The organism is Thiothrix sp., from assembly GCF_028714775.1.
In the GTDB taxonomy this organism is placed as follows: domain Bacteria; phylum Pseudomonadota; class Gammaproteobacteria; order Thiotrichales; family Thiotrichaceae; genus Thiothrix.
The window spans coordinates 74672-94476 of sequence record NZ_JAQTLS010000014.1; the positions used below are offsets into that span (position 1 = coordinate 74672).

Sequence of the window (19805 nt, forward strand, 5' to 3'; positions counted from 1 at the left end):
TAAAGGGTGCTGGAAGTGTTTTCCGATAAGCGTCAGTTTCCTTCAATTTGCGCTTTATGGCTGCATCGTCCCGGTAATATTTTATGCGATAATCCAGCTACCCCGATGAGCTTGGAAAATGAGCATGGCAGAACCACACATCTTCCTCAGTTACAGCCGCACCAATCTGGAAGCGGCAGTTGCGCTACGTACCGAACTGGAAAAAGCCGGATTTACGGTATTCCGCGATGAAGATTCCATCCGCGCTGGCGACAGCTGGATGGAACGCTTGCAAACCGCACTGCAAGGTTGTTCTGCCTTCGTGTTGCTCTATGGGCGCGAAGGGGTGCGGCGCTGGGTGGGGGCGGAAGTGCAGTATGCCTTGAGCCGCAACCTTTCCCCGCACGATGACGCTTTGCGTTTGCCGATTTTCCCTATCCTGTTGCCGGAAGGTGATTTGACCAAGCTACCACCGTTTTTGAGTCTATTCCAGATTCAGCGTTGGCAGACGGGTGAAGCGTTGCCTGCTACGCTGATTGATGCAATCCAGCGCAAAAGCGAACTGCTGGATGACAGCAATACCTTTGACGGTTGCCCATTCCTTGGCTTGAGTGCCTTTCAGCCGGAACATGCCAACTTGTTCTTTGGGCGGCGCGGGGAAACGCTGGACGCGCTCAAACTGCTTGGCACATTGCGCGATGACGTGCGCCCCGACCATATCCGCGTCGATAAGCAATATTGCCGCTGGCTGCAAATCGAAGGCAATAGCGGTTCGGGCAAGTCTTCACTGGTGAATGCCGGGATGTTGCCGCTGATCCAGCAGGGTATCTTGTGGGCGCGGACGGGCTACGAACACTGGCACATCCTCAAGCCGATGATGCCGGGGGAAAAGCCGCTGCAACAACTGGCGGAAGTGTTGGAACATTCGCTATTAGCGGAGCAACACCAGCGCGACATCGGCAAGCGTTACCAAAGCCTGTTAGCGGATGACAAGGCACTGGCGTTGCGCCTGCGTGATTTCAAGCAAGACGGCAAAGCCTTCCTGTTGGTGGTTGACCAGTTTGAGGAACTGTTCACCTTTTCCGACCCGACCGAAAAACTCGCCTTTGACCGCCAGCTTTACACCGCGCTGCAAGACAAGGATTGCCCGCTGTTTGTGGTTAGCACGGTGCGTATCGACTTTCTGGAGCATTTCGAGCAATTACCGTGCTTGAAAGAGCTGTATCGTCAGCGGTTGTGCGAGCGGTATTTGCTGCCGACTGTGACGCAGCGTGGCTTGCAGGAGGCGATTGAGCAACCCGCACGGCTGGCTGGGTTGGATGTGAGCGCGGTGACAACGGTGATGCTCAATGATGCCAAAGGTGAACCGGGGGCGTTGCCGCTGGTGGAAAACGCCTTGCGGGTATTGTGGGAACAGCGCGAAGGCAACCGCCTCAGTGGTGAGCTGTACCTCAGCAAAGGCGGCATTGCCGGATTGCTGGAAGAACAGGCGGATGCACTGTTGGCACTGCTGGACAGGGATTTGCCCAAAGGTAAAGCCGACGCGCTGGAACTGCTGCTGTCACTGACCCGCATCAATGACGAAGGTCGCCACACCCGCCGCCGTTTGCCCTTGGGGGAAGCGCGATTGGCAGCGGGCGGTAGAAAAGCCGACCCGGTGCGCGGGCAAAAGATCATTGACTACCTGAGCGGCAGGCTGGAACCAGATGGCAGCAACCGCAAGGCGAACGGGAGTTTACGGCTGCTGACTGTGGTGGGCGAAGAAAGAAACCCATCCCCAACCGATAGCGTACTGTCGGTTGATCTCATCCACGAAACCCTGATTCGCGCCAAAGGCAAGGATGAAGCCAGCGGCAAGCTGGTCGGCTACTGGAAAACCCTCTACGACTACATCGACAAGAACCGCGAACGCGGTTTTTACCGTGACCAACTGGCACGGCAAGCCAAGGAATGGCAGGGAAAATCAGCGTGGGGGCGTTGGTTCAGTCTGGCAGGCTGGGGCGAATTACGCGCCTACCGCAAGCTTCGCCCAGAGCGCGGCAGTGTCGATGAACGTTTTCTGCGCCGTAGCCGCCGTATGGCGTGGGTGCAAGGTGGTGCGCTGGCGTTGCTGCTGGGGTTCGTTGGCGAATCTTACCTGTGGACACTGAATCACGGCTTCCCTCCGGGTTATATGCTTGAGCAACAAAAATTCCGCCTGATGAACTGGGGATTATTGGCTGAACCCTTGCCGGAAATGGTGGATATTCCGTTTACAACCGATGCGTTTCAGGTTGGGGATAGCGATGCAGACTGGGCTGATGCCATCGTTAAGGCGGGAATCAAAGAGTCAAACAACATTGGTTTTCCTGCCACCCAAGGAACCCTGCAAGAACCGTTTGCGTTGGGTAAATACGAAATCACTTACTTGCAATACGATTACTATGTGTGGTCGCAACAGGGGGCGGAAAAATCGCCGGAATACCCCGGTAATGCACCGAATGAAAACGGGCGTGGACAACGGGCGGTGGTGAATGTGTCATGGAATGATGCCCAAGGCTATCTGCAATGGCTCAGTACCAAAACGGGTGATGTTTACCGCCTGCCGACCGAAGTGGAATGGGAATATGCCGCCCGTGGCGGAACCACGACGGACTATTGGTGGGGTGATGAAGTTGGGCAGAACAATGCCAACTGTTTGGACTGTGGTAGCCAATGGGATAATAAATTTGTCGCGCCTGTCGGCAGTTTTAAACCCAATCCTTTCGGTCTGTATGACACTGCTGGCAACGTCTGGGAATGGACGTGTTCGGAATGGAAAACTGACTTTGATGGCAGTGAAGGCGAGTGTGCGAAGCCCGATGCTGCTTCTAACCGTCGTGTGTCGCGGGGCGGTTCGTGGAACGGCCATACGGTGTTCTCGCGCCCGTCCGCCCGCTCCAGGTACATCACAGACGACCGTTACAGCACTGTCGGTTTGCGTGTTTTGCGTGCATCCAGGACTCCTTAACCCTTTATCCTTTACCGTTGGTGGCACGCTGGTTCAGGTGCTGCGGTGCTTGCCGGGAGCGGCGGCGGTGAGGTGTCCCTTCTTTCTGTAGGAGCCAGCCCTGCTGGCGATTCTTCGGGGGAATCGCTTGCAAGGCAAGCTCCTACAGCGGGTTCAAATTACGTCTTGCGCTTACCACCAATCCAGCCTATGTTCAGTAACGGGAAGAAGGCTGAGCGCGTCGTGTGTCGCGGGGCGGTTCGTGGAACAACAATACGGTGTTCTCGCGCCCGTCCGCCCGCAACAGGAACAACACAGACAACCGTAACAACAATGTCGGTTTGCGTGTTTTGCGTGCATCCAGTCCGCCCTTGGAGTATCAGGCTCCATTCGCCAGAGTCCGTCTGCCCACGGTCAGCCGGAGCGTGCGTTGGGGTGTCCATGACCTTCTTTCCGGGCTTCGCAAGGATGGGAAAGCCAAATAGATAGCAAGGATGCGGCAGGCGGGGCTGGTAGCGTTGTCGAACGTCCCGCCTGTTTTTGTTTACCCGCTTTCTTGTAGGAGCCAGCCATGCTGGCGATTCTTTTAATCTTCTTGCATCACCCCTTCGAGTGAATTACTATTTTTGTAATTAAGTAATTCAAGGAGTGCCGCTATGCGCAGCACCATCACCTCCCGTGGTCAAACCGTCATCCCCGCCGAAGTTCGGCGTTTCTTCCACCTGTCCGCTGCTGACCGGCTGGAATGGGTGATTGAGAACAATACCATCCGTGTCATTCCGGTACAGGAAAATCCTATCGACGCTTTCCGGGGCGGTAGCAAACGGAAGGGATCAGTCGAGCGCTTGTTGGCAGAGCGTGCTTTCGACAAGGAGCGGGAATGAAGCGTTACCTGCTGGATACCTCTGCATTGCTTGCCTTGTGGGATGAAGAAGATGGTGCGGATACCGTCAGCGATATTCTTCAGCAGTGCGAAAATGGGCAGGCTAAATGCTTTGCCTGTTTCATGAGCCAGATGGAAATTCTCTACCGTGTCTGGAAGGATGAGAACGAGCAAGCGGGGCGGTTGGCGTATGAGCAGTGCAAATCTCTGCCCATCGACTGGGTTCACGAATCGGTGGAATTGCTGGAAAAGGCGGCGGAATTGAAAGCCACCTGCCGGGTTTCAATGGCAGATGCATGGATTGCTGCCAGTGCTTTGCTGCAAGGCGCGACACTGGTGCATAAAGACCCTGAGTTTGAAACGGTGAAGTGCGCTCAATTGCCGCTTCCCTACAAAAAACCGTCAGTTCATGAGGAAAGCGGCGAGTATCGGCTATAAACTCTCCGCCACCTTCCGCGCCGACCCGAAGTCTGTCTTGCCACTCCCCAACTTCGGAATCTCCGTCAAGCTGCGGATGGTGGATGGAATCATCAGCGGATTCATCCCACCATCCAGCAATTTGCGTTTCACCGCTGCTTCGTCATGCGCACCCGCCATCAGCAGCACGATCTTTTCGCCTTTTTTATCATCCGGTAAGTTAACCGCGACCAGTTCCAGTTCAGCGTCGCCGAGGATTTGCCGCACTTGCTGCTCGACGGCAGTCAGGCTAACCATTTCCCCGCCCAGTTTGGCGAAGCGCGAATAGCGGTCGACGATGGTGAGGAAGCCGTCTTCGTCCACATGCCCCTTGTCGCCAGTTTTGTACCAGCGTTGCCCGTCGATGTCGGCGATGGCTTGCGCGGTTTTTTCCGGCGCATTCAAATAGCCTTTCATGACTTGCGGGCCTCCAATGAGGATCAGGCCATCCGCGCCAGTGGGCAAAGTTTCCAACGTATTCGGGTCAACGATGCGGAAGCTGGTTCCCGGCAGTGGCAGGCCGACCGTACCTTCTTTGTTAGCGGCTTGCACTTTCCAGTAGCGGGTGTCGAGTTGGTCGGGCAGGTTGACGCTGGCAACAGGCGAGGTTTCGGTCGCGCCATAGCCTTCCAGCAGTTTTTTGCCGAAACGGTCAAGGAACAGGCGGCGGACTTCCGGCGCAAGTTTTTCTGCCCCCGCCACGATGTAGCGCAAGGATTGGAACATCAGCGGGTGTACGCGGGAATTTTTCGCATACAAACGCAGGAATGTGCCCGTGCCGAACAGCAAGGTGGCTTCGTAACGCGCCACGCCCTTGGCGATATTTACCGCATCGGTGGGGTCTGGATGGCACACGATGGGGATGCCTTCCGACAGTGGCATCAGTGTGCTTGCCAGCAAGCCGAAGGCGTGGAAGGTCGGCAACGTACCCATGATCACGTCGTTGTCGAGGGTGTTGAGCGCATCCGCTACCTGCCGCGCATTCACTGCCAAGTTACGGTGCGAAAGCTCAATACCTTTGGGCGCACCCTCGCTACCGCTGGAAAACAGGATTGCCGCCGTCGCATCTAGATCAATTTTGGGAATGTACAGCCATTGCAGCAGGCGGGTGGGCAATAACATCACCATCAGCAATGTGGTCAGCAATTGGTGCTTAGGAATTTCAGCCTTTAAATCTTCGAGGAAAGTCAGTGGGGTAGCGGGCAAGATCGCGGCAATATCAATTCCTCGTTCTTTGAGCTTTTCGAGGAAACGTTTGGACGTGTAAACCCGTTGCAAGCTGGCCTGTTGCACCGCACTTTGCATGGATTCGGCATTGGCGGTGTAGTTTAAATTGACGATGGTTTTGCCCAAGGTCAGCACCGCCATATTGGCAATCGCGCCGCCAGCACTGGTGGGTAACAACAGGCCGATATTCTGTTCCGGGCTAAGTTTTTTGATCAGTGCGGCGAAGCGGAATACCGCTGTCATGAAACGGTGATGGCTCATCGGTTCGCCGATCACATCTGCCGCCGCCATGCGAAAACTCATGCGTTTTGCCGCCCGCAGCCAGTTGACCGGAATCGGGTCAATCATGTGCGAATACGCATCCCACGAGGCAAACGACAGGTCGAACACTTTCTGCTTTAACTCGTGTGCCGGAATGGTTGCGGGCAAGGCTTTGCCAAACGACACCACGATGTCACGCTTGAACCCAGACTGGCGGTTTTCCCGCAAGAAACCACCCGCCCGTGAAAAACGGCTGCCCCATAGTCCGTGTAGGTAAAACGGCACAATTGCCGCCCCGGTATCTTTCACGGCCTTTTCATAGCCGCGTTTGAAGTCGGATAACTGCCCGGTACGGCTGATCGAACCTTCGGGGAACAAGCACACCACTTCGCCCGCTTTCAGCATCTCGGTCACTTTTTCCAGCGAATCGGCACTCGCACCGCTGCTGATGGGGATCACGCCGAACCAGTTGAGGAAACCTTTCAAATACCAGCGTTCGTAATAGCCTTTTTCGATCACGAAATGCAGTTGGCGCGGGGAAGCCATTTGCACCAACGCCCAGTCGATGAAACTGATGTGGTTGCCCAGCAGCAATACGCCACCGGCAGCGGGCAGGTGTTCAAAGCCCATCACTTTCAGGCGGTAACGCGCATGGAACAGGCGGCTGAATACGAAGCGCAGCAAGGATTGCGGCATGTGGTACAGGGTATACAACGCGCCCGCCACGGTAGTCGCGGTCAGGGCAGTGTATAACAGCGGCTTACCGAAACCTTGCCACGCCAGCAAGGCGGTGATGCCCACAAACGCCAGCATCACCAACGTTTGGGTCAAATGGTCGATGGGAGTTGCTTTCGGCAATTGTTCGGGCGGGACGTGGTAACGCAACAGTGCCTGCAACGGTGCGACAAAAATTCCGCCCATGATGCCCAAAAACAGCAGCAACGCGGCTTGCAGAGGGGCGGAAGATTGCCAGCCCAGCACGATAATGCTCGCCATGATGCCCAGCGCACCCACCGGGATCAGCCCGGTTTCGATATGGGTGACGGAAAGTCGTTGCGTAATCCGCATCCCAATCAGCAGCCCCACGGCAGGCAGCATCAACAACAACCAATGTGTGGGGTAAATCGCCAGCAACACCAGCATGATGCCCCAGAACACCGCTTTGCCCATGATTGTCAGCCACAGGTCGGGATGTCGCCGCACCGCTTGCCAATCTTGGTGGCTTTCATCCGCCCGCCAGTAATGCCAGACATTGAATAAAGCAAAGGGCAGGGTGATCAGCAATACCCCCAACGCCCTTTCCAAGCCGCTGGGCAAGAAAGGCGTCAGCAGCAGGGCAGCTAGGAATATGGGCAATCCTTGGATGCGAAGCAATGGCGGCATGGTTTTCTCCTCCGGTATGTCATTGTTATCGTGTATACCGAAGACTAAGGCTTATCCGCCTGCTTGCCAATAGGTGCAGTTAAAGTCGCAAACTGCGATACTTGCCGTCCTGTTTGGAGTGACTGCAAAGAGGAGCTGCATGTTTAGCCGAATCCGTGAAGACATTCACTGCATTTTTGACCGCGATCCCGCCGCCCGCAATGTATTCGAGATACTGACCACCTACCCCGGCGTCCACGCTGTACTGTTCCACCGCCTGACGCATTGGCTGTGGGTGCGGGATTTCAAATGGCTGGCGCGATTGCTGTCCAACGTTGCGCGGCTGTTCACGGGGATCGAAATCCACCCCGGTGCAAAGATCGGGCATCGTTTCTTCATCGACCACGGCATGGGTGTCGTGATCGGGGAAACGGCGGAGATCGGCGACGATTGCACCCTCTACCACGGCGTTACCTTGGGCGGAACCACTTGGCAGAAAGGCAAACGCCACCCCACGCTCGGCAATGACGTGGTTATCGGCGCAGGCGCAAAAATCCTCGGCCCGATTACCCTCGGCAATGGCGCACGGGTTGGCTCCAACGCGGTAGTGATGAAAGACGTGCCCGAAGGCGTAACGATGGTGGGTGTTCCGGGGCGTGAAGTCACCTCCCGCAAGCACAGCGAAAAACGCCGCGAAGAAATCGCCCGCAAAATGGGGTTCGATGCTTACGGCGCAACCCAAGATATGCCTGACCCGGTAGCCAACGCAGTTAACCGGATGCTTGACCATATCCACTTGCTGGATGAGCGTATCGACGAACTCTGTTCAGAAGTACAACGCCTCGGCGGTCATGTGCAGGCTAAGCCCCTTCCTGCATTGAAAGCCGAAGGGTTTGGTGGGGAAGACACAAGCGCTTAGTTTTTCGATCCCTTGTCACACGACGGGCGTATGCACCCACAGGCATCCTTTTTCAGCCGTACCTTACCGCCCTGACAAAAGTTGGGGGAGAGGGGCATAAACTGCGGGCACTTTGCCGGGCTGGTCTGGTGCGGACACAGGATCGGCGTCGGTTTTGGTGGCCCAATCGTACAGCTCGCCAAACCGACCATTCCTACTAGCAGTAACATTATTTGCCGTTTCATCGTGCTTTCTCGCTTGTTATGTGACTTGTTGCTTGAGTAGTAGTTTAGCGCATAAGGCTCAGCACGCGCATCGCCTCTTGCATGACAATCACGCGCTGATGGGCTATAAGACGCAAGAGGCAACATTTAATTCATCGGGGGAACCATCATGCACACACGCACAAAATTACGCCATCTTGCTTTGCCCACACTGGGTTTCACGTTTGCCCTAGTCGCTGGGGTTGCGTGGGCTGACCTTGTGATCCCGGAAGTGGCGGAGGCCGAAAAACGTTTCCAAGACAATCCCACCATCTTTGACCAAACCGACCAGTATTGCACCGACAAAGCCATTGATGCTGCCTGTGCTTTACCGGGTAATGTATTTGAAGGGGGTGGTTCCGGTACATGCCAACGTAGCCTCACGGGTCTGAAAATTTCCCTAGGCTGCCAACGCACCGAAAGCGTGGAAATTGACCGCCAGATACCGGATAAATTCAGTGTAGACCCGCCATTCCCACAAGTCACAGACCGTTTCTGCGCCAAAAGTAAGGAAGGCGCAAGCTGCACGGTTGAGCTGAAGCACAATGGCAAAGTTGAATCCTACGCAGGCATTTGCCAGAGCAATGAAGATTCGCAAGGCTACCGTTTTCGTCCTAACCGCCGCACGGTGTTGAGTTGTGAACCAGCGAAAAAAGCACCCGAGCGGGTTTACACTCCCGTCAGTAGCGTGCGGAAATTGTTTACCCAAGGTTTGTGAGCCTGTCGCAAGCTGCCGCATTGGGGCTGACGCTGGCGGCTGAAGCCCCGCTGGTCATACTCTTGGCTTACTGGCGGGGAATTCGCTGGCAGCGCGGTCTTGCGGCGGGTTTATTGGCTTCCTGCCTGACCCACCCGTTTGCGTGGAAATTGTCATGGTGGGCATCAACCTTGTTTGCCACTCCCCATTATTTCCGTTGGTTCGTCGCTATCGAAGCCGCCGTTTGCTTCGTGGAAGCACTGGTTTTCCGCCGCATCCTGCATACCAGTTGGGCTTGGTCTGTCGGCTTGTCGGTGGTGGCGAATGCGGCTTCCTCTCTGCTTGGAGTGTTGTTATGGCATTAACACTACCCCGTTTCCCGGAACTATCAACGTTGGAATTACTCGTGGTGGGCATTGGCCTTGCCGCACTGGCGATGCTTGCGCCTTTGCCCTTGTATCTGGTGGCGTTGGTGGTGTTCGGTTTGCCCCATGTGCTGTGGGAATTGAACTGGATTCGCCAAACCTACCGCCAGCGCATCCCCTCGCGTTGGTGGCTGGTGTGGTTGGCGATTTTGCTGGTGCAAGCATGTACCCGTTTCGGCGCATGGATGGGTTGGGTGCAAGGTGAAGCAACGATGGTGGTTGACCTGCTGACTTTGGCGCTACTGATTTTTGCGGCAGCGGCACTGGCTTATTGGCAGGGGGGAACCCGTGCGTGGTTCATGGCTGGGGTGGCAGTCTTACTGGGGCTTGGTTTGCTGCTGGCGGTGAATGCCGGAAATCTTGTGGGAGTGCTGGTATTGTTAGCAATCGCACATAATTTTACCCCGCTATTTCTTGTCCCCCGTGAGCAAATGTTTGGTAACTTAGCGTCTGGTCGGGTACTCACGCTGTTGTTTAGCCTGCCGTTATTGGTGGTCGCGTTGTTGTTACTGGTTGGTGTAAGTGCTACATCCAGCGGTTTGTGGATGCCGAGCGAAGCCACATGGTTGCAACAACACCTTCAGCAAGGGTTTGGGGCGGTATTATCGGGTTTGATTTTGGCTCAATGCCTGCATTATTACAGTGTCTTGCGTTTATTACCCACGACTTTGCCGCCGGTAACGGTTAGCCAATGGCAGATTGGGGCGCTAGTGCTGTCACTGGCATTGACGGCGTATTTCGCAGTTGATTTTACGGCTGCCCGCAAGCTGTATGCGGTGGCGTCGGGCGTCCATGCGTGGTTGGAGTTTCCGCTTATCCTGTTGTTGTTTAGTGCCAAAAGGGATACATAAAACCATAATACTTGACTAATTTAATCAGGTATTGTTAGGATACCTACAGCTTGAATTGGAGAGCATTATCATGAAACTGACAACCAAGGGTCGCTATGCGGTAACGGCCATGCTGGATTTGGCCTTGCATAATGGGAATCAGCCAGTGTCACTGGCGGAAATTTCTGAGCGGCAGGATATATCACTTTCTTATCTGGAGCAACTCTTTGCCAAATTGCGCAAAGCGGGGCTGGTGGTCAGTATGCGTGGCCCCGGTGGCGGTTATCAGTTAAATGGTACACCTGCTGATATTGTTGTTGCTGACATCATTGGTGCAGTGGATGAAAACATCGACGCGACCCGCTGCGGTGGCTTGGGTGACTGTCAAGACAATAAACGCTGCTTGACCCATGACCTGTGGATTAACCTGAGCAGCCAGATACGCATGTTCCTGTCCGAAATTACGCTGGCAGACATGATTGCCAAGCTGGATGTGCAGGAAACGTCCGCCCGGCAAGACAACAAGCGCATCGACTTCCACTCCCATTCCCAATCCCATTAATGCCAGTGCAGGACAAGCCTCCCATGAGTGAACTGAAAATGCCCATTTATTTCGATTACGCAGCTACCACCCCGGTTGACCCGCGTGTTGCCGAGAAAATGATGCAATATTTGACCCCGGCTGGCATCTTCGGCAACCCGGCTTCCAAGAGCCACTCCTTTGGTTGGGATGCGGAAAATGCGGTGGAAGAGGCGCGTGCCAATGTTGCGGCGCTGATCAATGCGGATGCCAAGGAAATCGTTTGGACAAGCGGTGCTACCGAATCCGATAACCTTGCTATTAAAGGTGCGGCGCATTTCAATATCCGCCGTGGCAAACATATTATTACTTGCAAGACCGAACACAAAGCAGTGTTGGATACTTGCCGCCAATTGGAACGCGAAGGGTTTGAAGTCACCTACCTCGACCCGGAACCCAATGGCTTGATCGACTTGGATAAGTTCAAAGCCGCGCTGCGTGAAGACACCACCGTGGTTTCGATCATGCACGTCAACAATGAAACCGGCGTGATCCAAGACATTGCCACTATCGGTGAGCTATGTCGCGCCAACAAAACCATTTTCCACGTTGATGCCGCCCAGAGTGCAGGTAAAGTGCCGATTGACACGGAAACACTCAAGGTTGATATGATGAGTTTTTCCGCGCACAAAATTTACGGGCCGAAAGGCATTGGTGCGTTGTACGTGCGCCGCAAGCCGCGTGTGCGTATCGAAGCGCAAATGCACGGCGGTGGTCACGAGCGCGGGATGCGTTCCGGTACGTTGCCTACCCATCAAATCGTGGGCATGGGCGAAGCTTTCCGCATTGCCAAAGCTGAAATGAACGCGGAAAATGATCGTATCCTGATGCTGCGCAACTGCCTGTATGACGGACTCAAAGACATTGAGGAAGTGTATGTCAATGGTGATATGGATCACCGCGTTGCTGGTATCCTGAACATCAGCTTCAACTACGTTGAGGGCGAAAGCCTGATGATGTCGCTGAAAGGGCTGGCAATGTCTTCCGGTTCAGCTTGTACTAGCGCAAGCCTTGAACCCAGCTACGTGCTGCGAGCCTTGGGACGGAGTGATGAACTGGCACACAGTTCCTTGCGCTTGTCGATGGGGCGTTTCAGTAAGGTGGAAGAAGTGGATTACGCGATTGTGCGCATCCGCGCTGCGGTCGAGAAATTACGCGAGCTTTCCCCGCTGTGGGAAATGTTCAAGGAAGGCATCGACTTGAGCAAAGTGGAATGGGTTTCGCATTAAGATTTGTTGAGAGGATAAGATTATGGCATACGGTGAAAAGGTCATTGACCACTACGAAAACCCGCGCAATGTTGGCAGTTTCAACAAGGCTGATGTGAACATTGGGACGGGCATGGTCGGCGCTCCCGCTTGCGGTGACGTAATGAAGCTGCAAATCAAGGTCAACGAGCAGGGCATTATCGAAGATGCCAAGTTCAAGACTTACGGTTGTGGTTCCGCGATTGCTTCCTCCAGCCTGTTGACCGAATGGGTCAAAGGCAAAACGTTGGAAGAAGCCAAGCTGATCAAGAATACCGACATTGCGGCAGAGCTGGATTTGCCTCCGGTGAAAATCCACTGTTCCGTATTGGCGGAAGACGCGATCCGTTCCGCGATTGAAGACTACCAGAAGAAACAGGCAGGCGAATAAGATGATTACCTTGACTGAATCTGCTGCCGCTCGCGTCAACAAGTTCATTGCCAACCGTGGCAAAGGCTTAGGGTTGCGCTTGGGGGTGAAAACCAACGGCTGTTCCGGCATGGCTTACGTCATGGAGTTTGTGGATGAGCTTCAGGCCGAAGATACCGTGTTTGAAAGCCTCGGCGTAAAAGTCATCGTTGACCCCAAAGCCTTGGTCTATTTGGACGGCACGGAAGTGGATTACGCCCGCGAAGGCTTGAACGAAGGCTTCAAATTCAGCAACCCGAATGAAAAAGCCCGTTGCGGATGCGGTGAGAGTTTCACGGTTTGAACTTGCCGCAACTTAAGCAGGATTACTTCGCGCTGTTCGGTTTGCCTCAGCAGTTTGCGGTCGATAGTGCGGTGTTGGCGCAACGTTTCCGCGAATTGCAGTCGCAGTACCATCCTGACCGTTTTGCCAGTGGCAGCGATCAGGAGCGGCGGCTGGCGATGCAAGTTACATCCTTGCTGAATGAAGCTCACGATACCTTGCGCCAGCCGCGCTTGCGTGCCCGTTACTTGCTGCTGTTGGCGGGCGTGGTGGTCAATGATGACCGCGATACTGCTTCCGACCCTGAGTTTTTAATGCAGCAGATGGAATTGCGCGAAGCGATTGAGGAAGCGGAAACGGCTGATGAACCGTTTGAGGTGCTGGATACGCTGAGCACCCAAGTGCGGCTGGAAATCCGCGCCCTTGAAACCGAGTTTGCTGATCAATGGGCTGTCCAAAACCACGCCGCAGCCAAAGACGCAATGCTCAAAATGCGCTTTTATGAGCGTCTGCTGGAAGACATCCGCCACCGCGAAGAGCGTCTGGAAGAAAGCCTTTAGGATTAACCCCATGGCATTACTGCAAATTTCCGAACCCGGCATGTCCACGACTGCCCACCAGCACCGGCTGGCGGCAGGCATTGACCTTGGCACGACCAATTCCTTGGTAGCCAGCGTGCGCAGTGGGCAAGCCGATACTTTTAGCGATGCGCAAGGCCAGCATTTGCTGCCTTCCGTGGTGCGCTACCAAGCCGATGTTGCCCCGATCGTCGGGCAAGCTGCCCAAGCCGCGATTACCGAAGACCCGTTGAATACCATTGCTTCCGCCAAACGCCTGATGGGGCGCGGGGTGGAAGATGTGAAGCAGCTCGGCGGGCATTTGCCTTACCACTTCGTTACGGGTGATTCCAGTGTGCCGCGCATCCAAACCGCAGGTGGTGTGGTCTCCGCAGTGGAAGTTTCCGCCGAGATTTTGCGTAACCTGAAACAGCGGGCGGAAGACACTTTAGGTGGCGATTTAACCGGCGTGGTAATCACCGTTCCGGCGTATTTCGATGATGCCCAGCGGCAAGCGACCCGCGATGCAGCGACTTTGGCAGGGTTAAATGTTTACCGTTTGTTGAATGAACCGACCGCAGCAGCAGTGGCGTATGGCCTTGACCAGCAAGCCGAAGGCGTGATTGCGGTTTACGATTTGGGCGGTGGTACGTTCGATATTTCAATCCTGCGTTTGCATCATGGTGTGTTTGAAGTGTTGGCAACTGGCGGTGATTCTGCGCTGGGCGGCGATGATTTCGATCACGCGATTGCCGAATGGTTGCTGCAACAGGCTGGGTTGGAAGGCAGTTCCGACCAGAAAGTGTTGCGTACTGCGTTGGTGGTTGCCCGTACTGCGAAAGAAGCGCTGACCACGGCAGACAGCACTGTCGTGTCTTTGGGGGCATGGCAGGGTGAACTGACCCGCGCTTACATGAACGAACTGATTGCGCCGCTGGTGAAAAAGACCCTGATGGCTTGCCGCCGTACTTTGCGTGATGCGAATCTGACCAAAGATGAAATCAAGGATGTGGTGATGGTCGGTGGTTCGACCCGTGTGTTGGTAGTGCGTGAACAGGTGGCAGAATTCTTCGGCAAGCCGCCATTGGTCAATATTGACCCTGACCGCGTAGTGGCGCTGGGTGCGGCAATCCAAGCTGACGTATTGGCAGGCAACAAGCCTGATTCCGACATGCTGTTGCTGGACGTGATCCCGCTTTCCTTAGGGTTGGAAATGATGGGTGGTTTGGTGGAAAAAATCATTCCGCGCAATACCACCATTCCGGTTGCCCGCGCACAGGAGTTTACCACCTTTAAAGATGGGCAAACTGCCATGTCGATCCACGTGCTGCAAGGCGAGCGTGATACGGTGGAAACCTGCCGTTCACTGGCGCGTTTTTCACTGCGTGGTATTCCGCCGATGGTGGCGGGAGCGGCACGGATTCGCGTGACGTTCCAAGTGGATGCAGATGGCTTGCTGAATGTGACTGCGCAAGAACAAACCACGGGAGTTACTTCTGGGGTGGAAGTAAAACCCTCTTACGGTTTGAGCGACACCGAAATTGAAACCATGTTGCGCGATTCCATGCAATATGCGCGGGATGATATGCAAGCCCGCCGCCTGCGTGAACAGCAGGTCGAAGCTGACCGTTCCATCGAAGCATTGGATGCAGCGCTCAAGGTTGACGGCGACGAATTGCTGACAGCGGAAGAACGCAGCCGCATCCTTGCTGCCCGCGATACATTGGCAGCGTTGCGCCAGCAAACCAATGCGCAAGCTATCGAAGACGGCATCAAGGCGCTGGAAAAATCCGCCGAAGCGTATGTCGAGCACCGCATGAACGCCAGTATCCGCGCCGCGATGGCAGGACACCGGGTAGACGAATTCAAGGGATAACACCATGCCACAACTGATCTTTTTACCGCACGAAGACATCTGCCCGGAAGGTGCGGTTATTGAAGTCGAACCGGGCGTTAGCATTTGCGATGCGGCATTGCAGCACGGCATCAATATCGAACATGCCTGCGAAAAGTCGTGCGCTTGCACCACTTGCCACGTTTACATCCGTGAAGGCTTGGACTCATTAGCGGACGCCACCGATGTGGAAGAAGACCAACTCGACAAAGCGTGGGGTGTAGACCCAGATTCGCGCCTGAGTTGCCAAGCGTGCGTGGGCAAGGAAGATTTGGTCATTGAGTTGCCCAAATACACCATCAATATGGTGTCCGAACACCATTAAGGAGCGTTAGCGATGAAATGGACAGATACGCTGGATATTGCGATTGGGCTGTTTGAAAAATACCCGGATGTTGACCCGCGTTACATCCGCTTCACCGATCTGCACACGTGGGTGATGGAGTTGGATGACTTCAGCGATGCGCCGGATAAGTCCAATGAAAAAATTCTGGAAGCCATCCAGATGGCGTGGATTGAAGAGGCGGAATAACCCCGCAAATAGGAATATGCCCTATACTCATCTTAAGGGCTAACCGTCACGGTAGGTGGTTAGCTGCTGATAAATTGCCTTTCATGGCGTCAGGGTCGACGCAGTTATCAACAGGAATGGAGGATATGGCAATGAAAAAGATGACAACTTTGGTGTTCTTGGGGTTATTGGTATCCCCCTTGGCATTCGCAGGTGGTGGTTCTGACCAAGGCATGTATGCTGGTTTAACCGTTGGTAATGGTAAACCCGGTATTGCGGCAGTAGCCCCCAATACTCTGACTGATAAGTCCAGCACTGCATGGGGTGGTTTGTTGGGTTATAAATACAACAAAAACTTTGCAGTAGAAGGCGAATACACCACACTAGGTAGAGTTAAGGATAATACTGGCGGTTCTGCTAAAGGTGATGCCTTCGGTGTTTCTGCGGTTGGGATGTTGCCCATGAATGACAAGTTCGGTGTCTATGGCAAGCTCGGCTATGCACATACCAAAACATCCACTAGCGGTTTCACTGCCACGGGCGCAAGCCGCACAGCCCCAACTTACGGAATTGGTATGCAATACAACGTAAATCCCATGTTTGGGCTGCGTTTGGGTGTTGACCGTTTCGGTGTGGCGACCAGCAATGCTGGTGTGAAAACTAAAGCCAACGCGGACGTGGTTTCACTCGGCGCTGTATTCAATTTCTGAGGAAAGAGTTGACCACCCCGCCGGAAACGGCGGGGCGGGGTAGCCGTCAGCCGCCCGGCTGTGTAGTGGGCGGTTTGTCGAGGGATGCCAGTTTGCGCAAGTCGGCAAGCTGTTCCACCATCGACATTGCATAAGACTTAAAGCTGTGTGCTTCTTCGGCAGTCATGATTCCCGTCTCGGGCAGTTGCGCTGTCGCGGGGTTTTGCGGTGAGCCGTTGATGCGGTATTCGTAATGGACGTGGTTGCCGGTTGAAGTGCCAGTAGAGCCGACGTAACCAATCACATCGCCGCGATGGACACTTTCGCCAGATGCCAATCCTTGTTTGAAAGCCGACATATGCCCATACAAGGTAGTCACACCGCTAACGTGGCGTAATTCGACCACATTACCGTAACCATTTTGCCGACCCATAAATTTTATGCTGCCATCTGCGGTCGCGTGGATAGGCGTGCCGTGTGGTGCGGCAAAGTCTTGCCCCGTGTGCGCCTTGCGGAACCCAAACACCGGATGGATGCGTATCCCAAATCCAGAGCTCATACGAGCGCCAGTCACTGGCACGCGGTCAAATGCAGCGCGTTTTAGTTCGGTGTCAGCATTTGGTTGGAAATAATCTGCCTTGCCGCCAGACAAGCTGAAGCGGACACGTTGGAACGTTGTACTGCCAGTGGTGTATTCGGCGGCAAGGATTTTGTCGGTATAAATGGTCTCGCCTTGATAGTGGAAGTCTTCAAAAATGACCCCGACTTTATCGCCGATTTTCACCCCATTTTTGAAACTGACATCCTTCTGGAACACTTGCCCAAGTTGACGGATCAGGGAGTTGGATAGTCCCGCTTCCTTGCCATCACGCTGCACAGAATACTTGACGGTGAATGCCAGTCTGGAATCGCGTATTTCAAAGACGTTATCTTCCCACTTGCCGACATAGCCATCATCGGTTAACGAGACAATATAAGCGTGGGTTTTGTCTTTGGCGTAAATTAACTGTTGCAGATGACCGTCAACCGTCTGCGCCAAGAGATGGGAGTCTGTTTTCAGTGCTTGCAGTTCTTGTTTGATACTGGCGTTTTCCAAGAGTGGCTTGGCGGCTTTGTCCAGTTTTAGCTTGCTCAAGGCTGATGCGAGCGTATCGTCATCAGCGATGGTGCGCATCGCCCAGTTGCCCTGTTCCGCATCTGGCAGTATATCAACCGAGAACCCAGAAAAAGACTCAACAGCAACCGCAGGCAAGTTCAGGTCTTTCAGTACTTGTGCCGGGGAGTCGGCATCGGCTGGCTGCTCTAGTGTTATGGTTTGGTTTTCCGCTGGTGTATTGATCATGGAATACACAGGAATGTTGCCGAGCGTAGCTAAGCCACAAGCGAGGAAAAGGGAACGGGTCGCGATATAGCGGAAAGATTTCTTAGATAAGGTGCTGGATGGTGCTGCTACAGCGGCGGGCTTTGGCTTGTAATCACTGGGAATTCTGATTTCTATGCCGCCAACAGGAAAGTTGTAGCGTTGCATGGCCGTATTCCAGTCTTTCTTGCGATTCTCTGGATGCGACCTTCGTTTGAAGGATAACAAAATCTTCACTCCATAATTTTGAAGTTAAGTTGTATATTTCTGCTCAAAAATAAGACAGAAACAGCTAGTCTGCGTCAGGCTAATAAGCTTGTACTTAATACGTCCTGAACTTCCGTACACACAACCTAGAACTTCCAGCTTATTGCCTGAAAAATCACTGACATACTCACTTACCGTAGCCTAGTTATCAGCAAGCTGCTAAGCTAAGCCGCTTTTTTAGAGCAAATCCAGCGTACTGTCAATCTCGGAGCACAATAGATGGATCATATTGTTGACACAATGAACGAATTAGGGCGTGGGGCAGAAGAAATTTTGGTCGAAGCCGAGTTTGTAGCGAAGCTAAAGAAAGGCCGTCCACTACGCATCAAGGCGGGTTTCGATCCCACTGCACCCGATCTTCATCTGGGTCACACAGTACTTATAAACAAGATGCGGCAGTTTCAGGAGGCTGGACACCACATTTTATTCCTAATCGGTGACTTTACCGGGATGATCGGTGATCCGACGGGTAAATCAGCCACCCGTCCGCCGCTGACGGCTGAGCAAGTGCAACAGAATGCCCTGACCTACCAAGAGCAGATTTTCAAGATTCTTGACCGGGAAAAGACCGAAATTGTCTTCAACTCAACGTGGATGAGTCAGCTTGGCAGTGCTGGTCTGATCCAGTTGGCAGCCAAGCACACAGTTGCGCGGATGCTGGAACGGGATGACTTTAATAAAAGGTATAAGTCTGGGCAGGCGATTGCGATCCATGAGTTCCTTTATCCTTTAGTGCAAGGGTACGACTCGGTTGCGCTTAAGGCAGACGTGGAGTTGGGCGGCACAGACCAGAAATTCAACCTGTTGGTTGGGCGTGAACTACAGCGCCAGTACGGGCAGGAGCAACAGGTTGTCATGACCATGCCATTGCTGGAAGGCTTGGATGGCGTCAACAAAATGTCCAAGTCCTTGGGTAACTATATTGGTATTACCGATGCGCCCAACGATATGTTCGGCAAGATCATGTCCGTTTCGGATGAGTTGATGTGGCGTTACTTTGAGTTGCTCAGCTTCCGCCCGCTAACTGAGATCAAGCAATTCAAACAGGATGTGACACAAGGTGCTAATCCCCGTGACCTGAAGTTCCTATTGGCAGAGGAGCTGATTGAGCGTTTCCATAACCGTGCGGCTGCCGTTGGTGCAAGGGAAGACTTCATTACCCGCTTCCAAAAGGGGGCAATGCCTGACGAAATGCCAGAAATAACGCTGGTAACTGACGGTGATGGGATGCCAATTGCGTCCTTGTTGAAAGAATCAGGGTTGGTTGGCAGCACTTCCGACGCTATGCGCATGATTCAGCAGGGTGCGGTGAAAATCGACGGCGAGAAGGTCGAAGACCGTAGTTTGTTGATTAAAAAGGGAAGTGTTGCGGTATTTCAAGTCGGGAAGCGCAAGTTCGCCAAGGTCTCGTTAAACGGTTAAGAAATCTTTCATAAAAGTAGTTGACGGGGTTGGTGTGGTCTGTATAATGCGCAACTTCTTCAGGGGCAAACGCCGCTGAAACGGGAAGGAAATCAAGCACTTAGTGCGAAATCCCTTCCCGGTGGGTCGAAAAAGTTTTTAGAAAAAGTGCTTGACACCTGATACTGAAAACTTATAAGATTCGCCCTCTTTCGCAGCCCTAGCGGATGCGCGATGTTTAAAAAGAGAAGCCAGAAAACTTGTGTGGGGGCTTGTGGTAAGTGCAATAGGCACAGAAGCAAGCAACCCAAGAAGTTCACGTTAATACGTAATTTCGATGGATTGCTCTTCAATTTCA

At 53.8% G+C, this 19805-nt stretch carries 21 protein-coding genes; 17 read left to right on the forward strand and 4 right to left on the reverse strand.

Annotation, left to right across the window (positions count from 1 at the left end):
• The first annotated feature begins 124 nt into the window (after positions 1-124).
• The gene (locus PHE17_RS13920; RefSeq protein ID WP_301016491.1) at positions 125-2968 is read left to right on the forward strand and encodes an SUMF1/EgtB/PvdO family nonheme iron enzyme; all 2844 of its coding nucleotides are present in this window, start codon (positions 125-127) and stop codon (positions 2966-2968) included.
• A gap of 4 nt (positions 2969-2972) precedes the next feature.
• Here the strand turns inward: PHE17_RS13920 and PHE17_RS13925 are convergent, their stop codons facing one another.
• Both PHE17_RS13925 and PHE17_RS13930 read right to left on the reverse strand, forming a co-directional pair.
• Positions 2973-3101 (reverse strand): hypothetical protein, encoded by a 129-nt coding sequence (locus PHE17_RS13925; RefSeq protein ID WP_301016492.1) that lies wholly within the window; start codon positions 3099-3101, stop codon positions 2973-2975.
• Between the two features lie 25 nt (positions 3102-3126).
• Positions 3127-3390: a hypothetical protein gene (locus tag PHE17_RS13930; protein WP_301016493.1), complete on the reverse strand. Its 264-nt coding sequence runs from the start codon at positions 3388-3390 to the stop codon at positions 3127-3129.
• 213 nt (positions 3391-3603) lie between these two features.
• Here PHE17_RS13930 and PHE17_RS13935 point away from each other — a divergent pair, with 213 nt between their 5' ends.
• Together PHE17_RS13935 and PHE17_RS13940 are read left to right on the forward strand one after the other, a co-directional pair.
• Positions 3604-3831, forward strand: coding sequence for an AbrB/MazE/SpoVT family DNA-binding domain-containing protein (locus PHE17_RS13935; protein ID WP_301016494.1), 228 nt, complete (start codon positions 3604-3606; stop codon positions 3829-3831).
• Positions 3828-4268, forward strand: a complete 441-nt coding sequence (locus PHE17_RS13940; protein ID WP_301016495.1) for a PIN domain-containing protein — start codon at positions 3828-3830, stop codon at positions 4266-4268. Before PHE17_RS13935 ends, PHE17_RS13940 begins: the two co-directional genes overlap by 4 nt.
• Here the strand turns inward: PHE17_RS13940 and PHE17_RS13945 are convergent.
• On the reverse strand, positions 4263-7157 hold the full coding sequence (locus PHE17_RS13945; protein WP_301016496.1) for an AMP-binding protein: 2895 nt from the start codon (positions 7155-7157) through the stop codon (positions 4263-4265). The genes PHE17_RS13940 and PHE17_RS13945 overlap by 6 nt on opposite strands.
• A gap of 139 nt (positions 7158-7296) precedes the next feature.
• Between PHE17_RS13945 and cysE the strand changes: the two genes are divergently transcribed.
• From cysE to PHE17_RS14010, 13 genes are all read left to right on the forward strand, one after another.
• Complete coding sequence (gene cysE, locus PHE17_RS13950; protein ID WP_301016497.1) at positions 7297-8055, forward strand: serine O-acetyltransferase; 759 nt, start codon at positions 7297-7299, stop codon at positions 8053-8055.
• Positions 8056-8427: 372 nt separating this feature from the next.
• A complete protein-coding gene (locus PHE17_RS13955; protein WP_301016498.1) occupies positions 8428-9015 on the forward strand; it encodes a hypothetical protein in 588 nt (195 codons plus the stop codon).
• The gene (locus PHE17_RS13960; RefSeq protein WP_301016499.1) at positions 9012-9359 is read left to right on the forward strand and encodes a hypothetical protein; all 348 of its coding nucleotides are present in this window, start codon (positions 9012-9014) and stop codon (positions 9357-9359) included. Before PHE17_RS13955 ends, PHE17_RS13960 begins: the two co-directional genes overlap by 4 nt.
• Complete coding sequence (locus PHE17_RS13965) at positions 9350-10270, forward strand: hypothetical protein (RefSeq protein ID WP_301016500.1); 921 nt, start codon at positions 9350-9352, stop codon at positions 10268-10270. The genes PHE17_RS13960 and PHE17_RS13965 overlap by 10 nt, the downstream gene beginning before the upstream one ends.
• A gap of 70 nt (positions 10271-10340) precedes the next feature.
• The gene (locus tag PHE17_RS13970; RefSeq protein WP_301016501.1) at positions 10341-10811 is read left to right on the forward strand and encodes a Fe-S cluster assembly transcription factor; all 471 of its coding nucleotides are present in this window, start codon (positions 10341-10343) and stop codon (positions 10809-10811) included.
• A 32-nt stretch (positions 10812-10843) separates the two neighbouring features.
• Positions 10844-12058 carry an IscS subfamily cysteine desulfurase gene (locus PHE17_RS13975; RefSeq protein WP_301016512.1) on the forward strand — a complete coding sequence of 405 codons (1215 nt, stop codon included), beginning with the start codon at positions 10844-10846 and terminating at the stop codon, positions 12056-12058.
• A gap of 22 nt (positions 12059-12080) precedes the next feature.
• Positions 12081-12467, forward strand: a complete 387-nt coding sequence (gene iscU / locus PHE17_RS13980) for a Fe-S cluster assembly scaffold IscU (protein WP_301016502.1) — start codon at positions 12081-12083, stop codon at positions 12465-12467.
• A 1-nt stretch (position 12468) separates the two neighbouring features.
• A complete protein-coding gene (gene iscA / locus PHE17_RS13985) occupies positions 12469-12789 on the forward strand; it encodes an iron-sulfur cluster assembly protein IscA (protein WP_301016503.1) in 321 nt (106 codons plus the stop codon).
• Positions 12786-13328, forward strand: coding sequence for a Fe-S protein assembly co-chaperone HscB (hscB, locus tag PHE17_RS13990; RefSeq protein ID WP_301016504.1), 543 nt, complete (start codon positions 12786-12788; stop codon positions 13326-13328). Before iscA ends, hscB begins: the two co-directional genes overlap by 4 nt.
• 10 nt (positions 13329-13338) lie before the next feature.
• A complete protein-coding gene (gene hscA / locus PHE17_RS13995) occupies positions 13339-15201 on the forward strand; it encodes a Fe-S protein assembly chaperone HscA (RefSeq protein WP_301016505.1) in 1863 nt (620 codons plus the stop codon).
• Between the two features lie 4 nt (positions 15202-15205).
• The gene (fdx, locus tag PHE17_RS14000; RefSeq protein ID WP_301016506.1) at positions 15206-15544 is read left to right on the forward strand and encodes an ISC system 2Fe-2S type ferredoxin; all 339 of its coding nucleotides are present in this window, start codon (positions 15206-15208) and stop codon (positions 15542-15544) included.
• 12 nt (positions 15545-15556) lie between these two features.
• Positions 15557-15751, forward strand: coding sequence for a Fe-S cluster assembly protein IscX (iscX, locus tag PHE17_RS14005; RefSeq protein WP_301016507.1), 195 nt, complete (start codon positions 15557-15559; stop codon positions 15749-15751).
• Positions 15752-15882: 131 nt separating this feature from the next.
• The gene (locus tag PHE17_RS14010) at positions 15883-16440 is read left to right on the forward strand and encodes a porin family protein (RefSeq protein WP_301016508.1); all 558 of its coding nucleotides are present in this window, start codon (positions 15883-15885) and stop codon (positions 16438-16440) included.
• A 46-nt stretch (positions 16441-16486) separates the two neighbouring features.
• Here the strand turns inward: PHE17_RS14010 and PHE17_RS14015 are convergent, their stop codons facing one another.
• Positions 16487-17947: a M23 family metallopeptidase gene (locus tag PHE17_RS14015; RefSeq protein ID WP_301016509.1), complete on the reverse strand. Its 1461-nt coding sequence runs from the start codon at positions 17945-17947 to the stop codon at positions 16487-16489.
• 318 nt (positions 17948-18265) lie between these two features.
• Between PHE17_RS14015 and tyrS the strand changes: the two genes are divergently transcribed.
• Positions 18266-19468 carry a tyrosine--tRNA ligase gene (tyrS, locus tag PHE17_RS14020; RefSeq protein WP_301016510.1) on the forward strand — a complete coding sequence of 401 codons (1203 nt, stop codon included), beginning with the start codon at positions 18266-18268 and terminating at the stop codon, positions 19466-19468.
• Positions 19469-19805 lie beyond the last annotated feature (337 nt).

What these genes read in the sequence shown, in the direction of transcription:
- hscA (WP_301016505.1), top strand. Translation starts at nt 13,339, where the DNA reads ATGGCATTACTGCAAATTTCCGAACCCGGCATGTCCACGACTGCCCAC.
- PHE17_RS14010 (WP_301016508.1), top strand. Translation starts at nt 15,883, where the DNA reads ATGAAAAAGATGACAACTTTGGTGTTCTTGGGGTTATTGGTATCCCCC.
- cysE (WP_301016497.1), top strand. Translation starts at nt 7,297, where the DNA reads ATGTTTAGCCGAATCCGTGAAGACATTCACTGCATTTTTGACCGCGAT.
- iscA (WP_301016503.1), top strand. Translation starts at nt 12,469, where the DNA reads ATGATTACCTTGACTGAATCTGCTGCCGCTCGCGTCAACAAGTTCATT.
- PHE17_RS13955 (WP_301016498.1), top strand. Translation starts at nt 8,428, where the DNA reads ATGCACACACGCACAAAATTACGCCATCTTGCTTTGCCCACACTGGGT.
- PHE17_RS13930 (WP_301016493.1), bottom strand. Translation starts at nt 3,390, where the DNA reads ATGGACACCCCAACGCACGCTCCGGCTGACCGTGGGCAGACGGACTCT.
- PHE17_RS13935 (WP_301016494.1), top strand. Translation starts at nt 3,604, where the DNA reads ATGCGCAGCACCATCACCTCCCGTGGTCAAACCGTCATCCCCGCCGAA.
- iscX (WP_301016507.1), top strand. Translation starts at nt 15,557, where the DNA reads ATGAAATGGACAGATACGCTGGATATTGCGATTGGGCTGTTTGAAAAA.
- tyrS (WP_301016510.1), top strand. Translation starts at nt 18,266, where the DNA reads ATGGATCATATTGTTGACACAATGAACGAATTAGGGCGTGGGGCAGAA.
- PHE17_RS13945 (WP_301016496.1), bottom strand. Translation starts at nt 7,157, where the DNA reads ATGCCGCCATTGCTTCGCATCCAAGGATTGCCCATATTCCTAGCTGCC.
- PHE17_RS14015 (WP_301016509.1), bottom strand. Translation starts at nt 17,947, where the DNA reads ATGCAACGCTACAACTTTCCTGTTGGCGGCATAGAAATCAGAATTCCC.
- PHE17_RS13970 (WP_301016501.1), top strand. Translation starts at nt 10,341, where the DNA reads ATGAAACTGACAACCAAGGGTCGCTATGCGGTAACGGCCATGCTGGAT.
- fdx (WP_301016506.1), top strand. Translation starts at nt 15,206, where the DNA reads ATGCCACAACTGATCTTTTTACCGCACGAAGACATCTGCCCGGAAGGT.
- PHE17_RS13940 (WP_301016495.1), top strand. Translation starts at nt 3,828, where the DNA reads ATGAAGCGTTACCTGCTGGATACCTCTGCATTGCTTGCCTTGTGGGAT.
- PHE17_RS13965 (WP_301016500.1), top strand. Translation starts at nt 9,350, where the DNA reads ATGGCATTAACACTACCCCGTTTCCCGGAACTATCAACGTTGGAATTA.
- PHE17_RS13920 (WP_301016491.1), top strand. Translation starts at nt 125, where the DNA reads ATGGCAGAACCACACATCTTCCTCAGTTACAGCCGCACCAATCTGGAA.
- iscU (WP_301016502.1), top strand. Translation starts at nt 12,081, where the DNA reads ATGGCATACGGTGAAAAGGTCATTGACCACTACGAAAACCCGCGCAAT.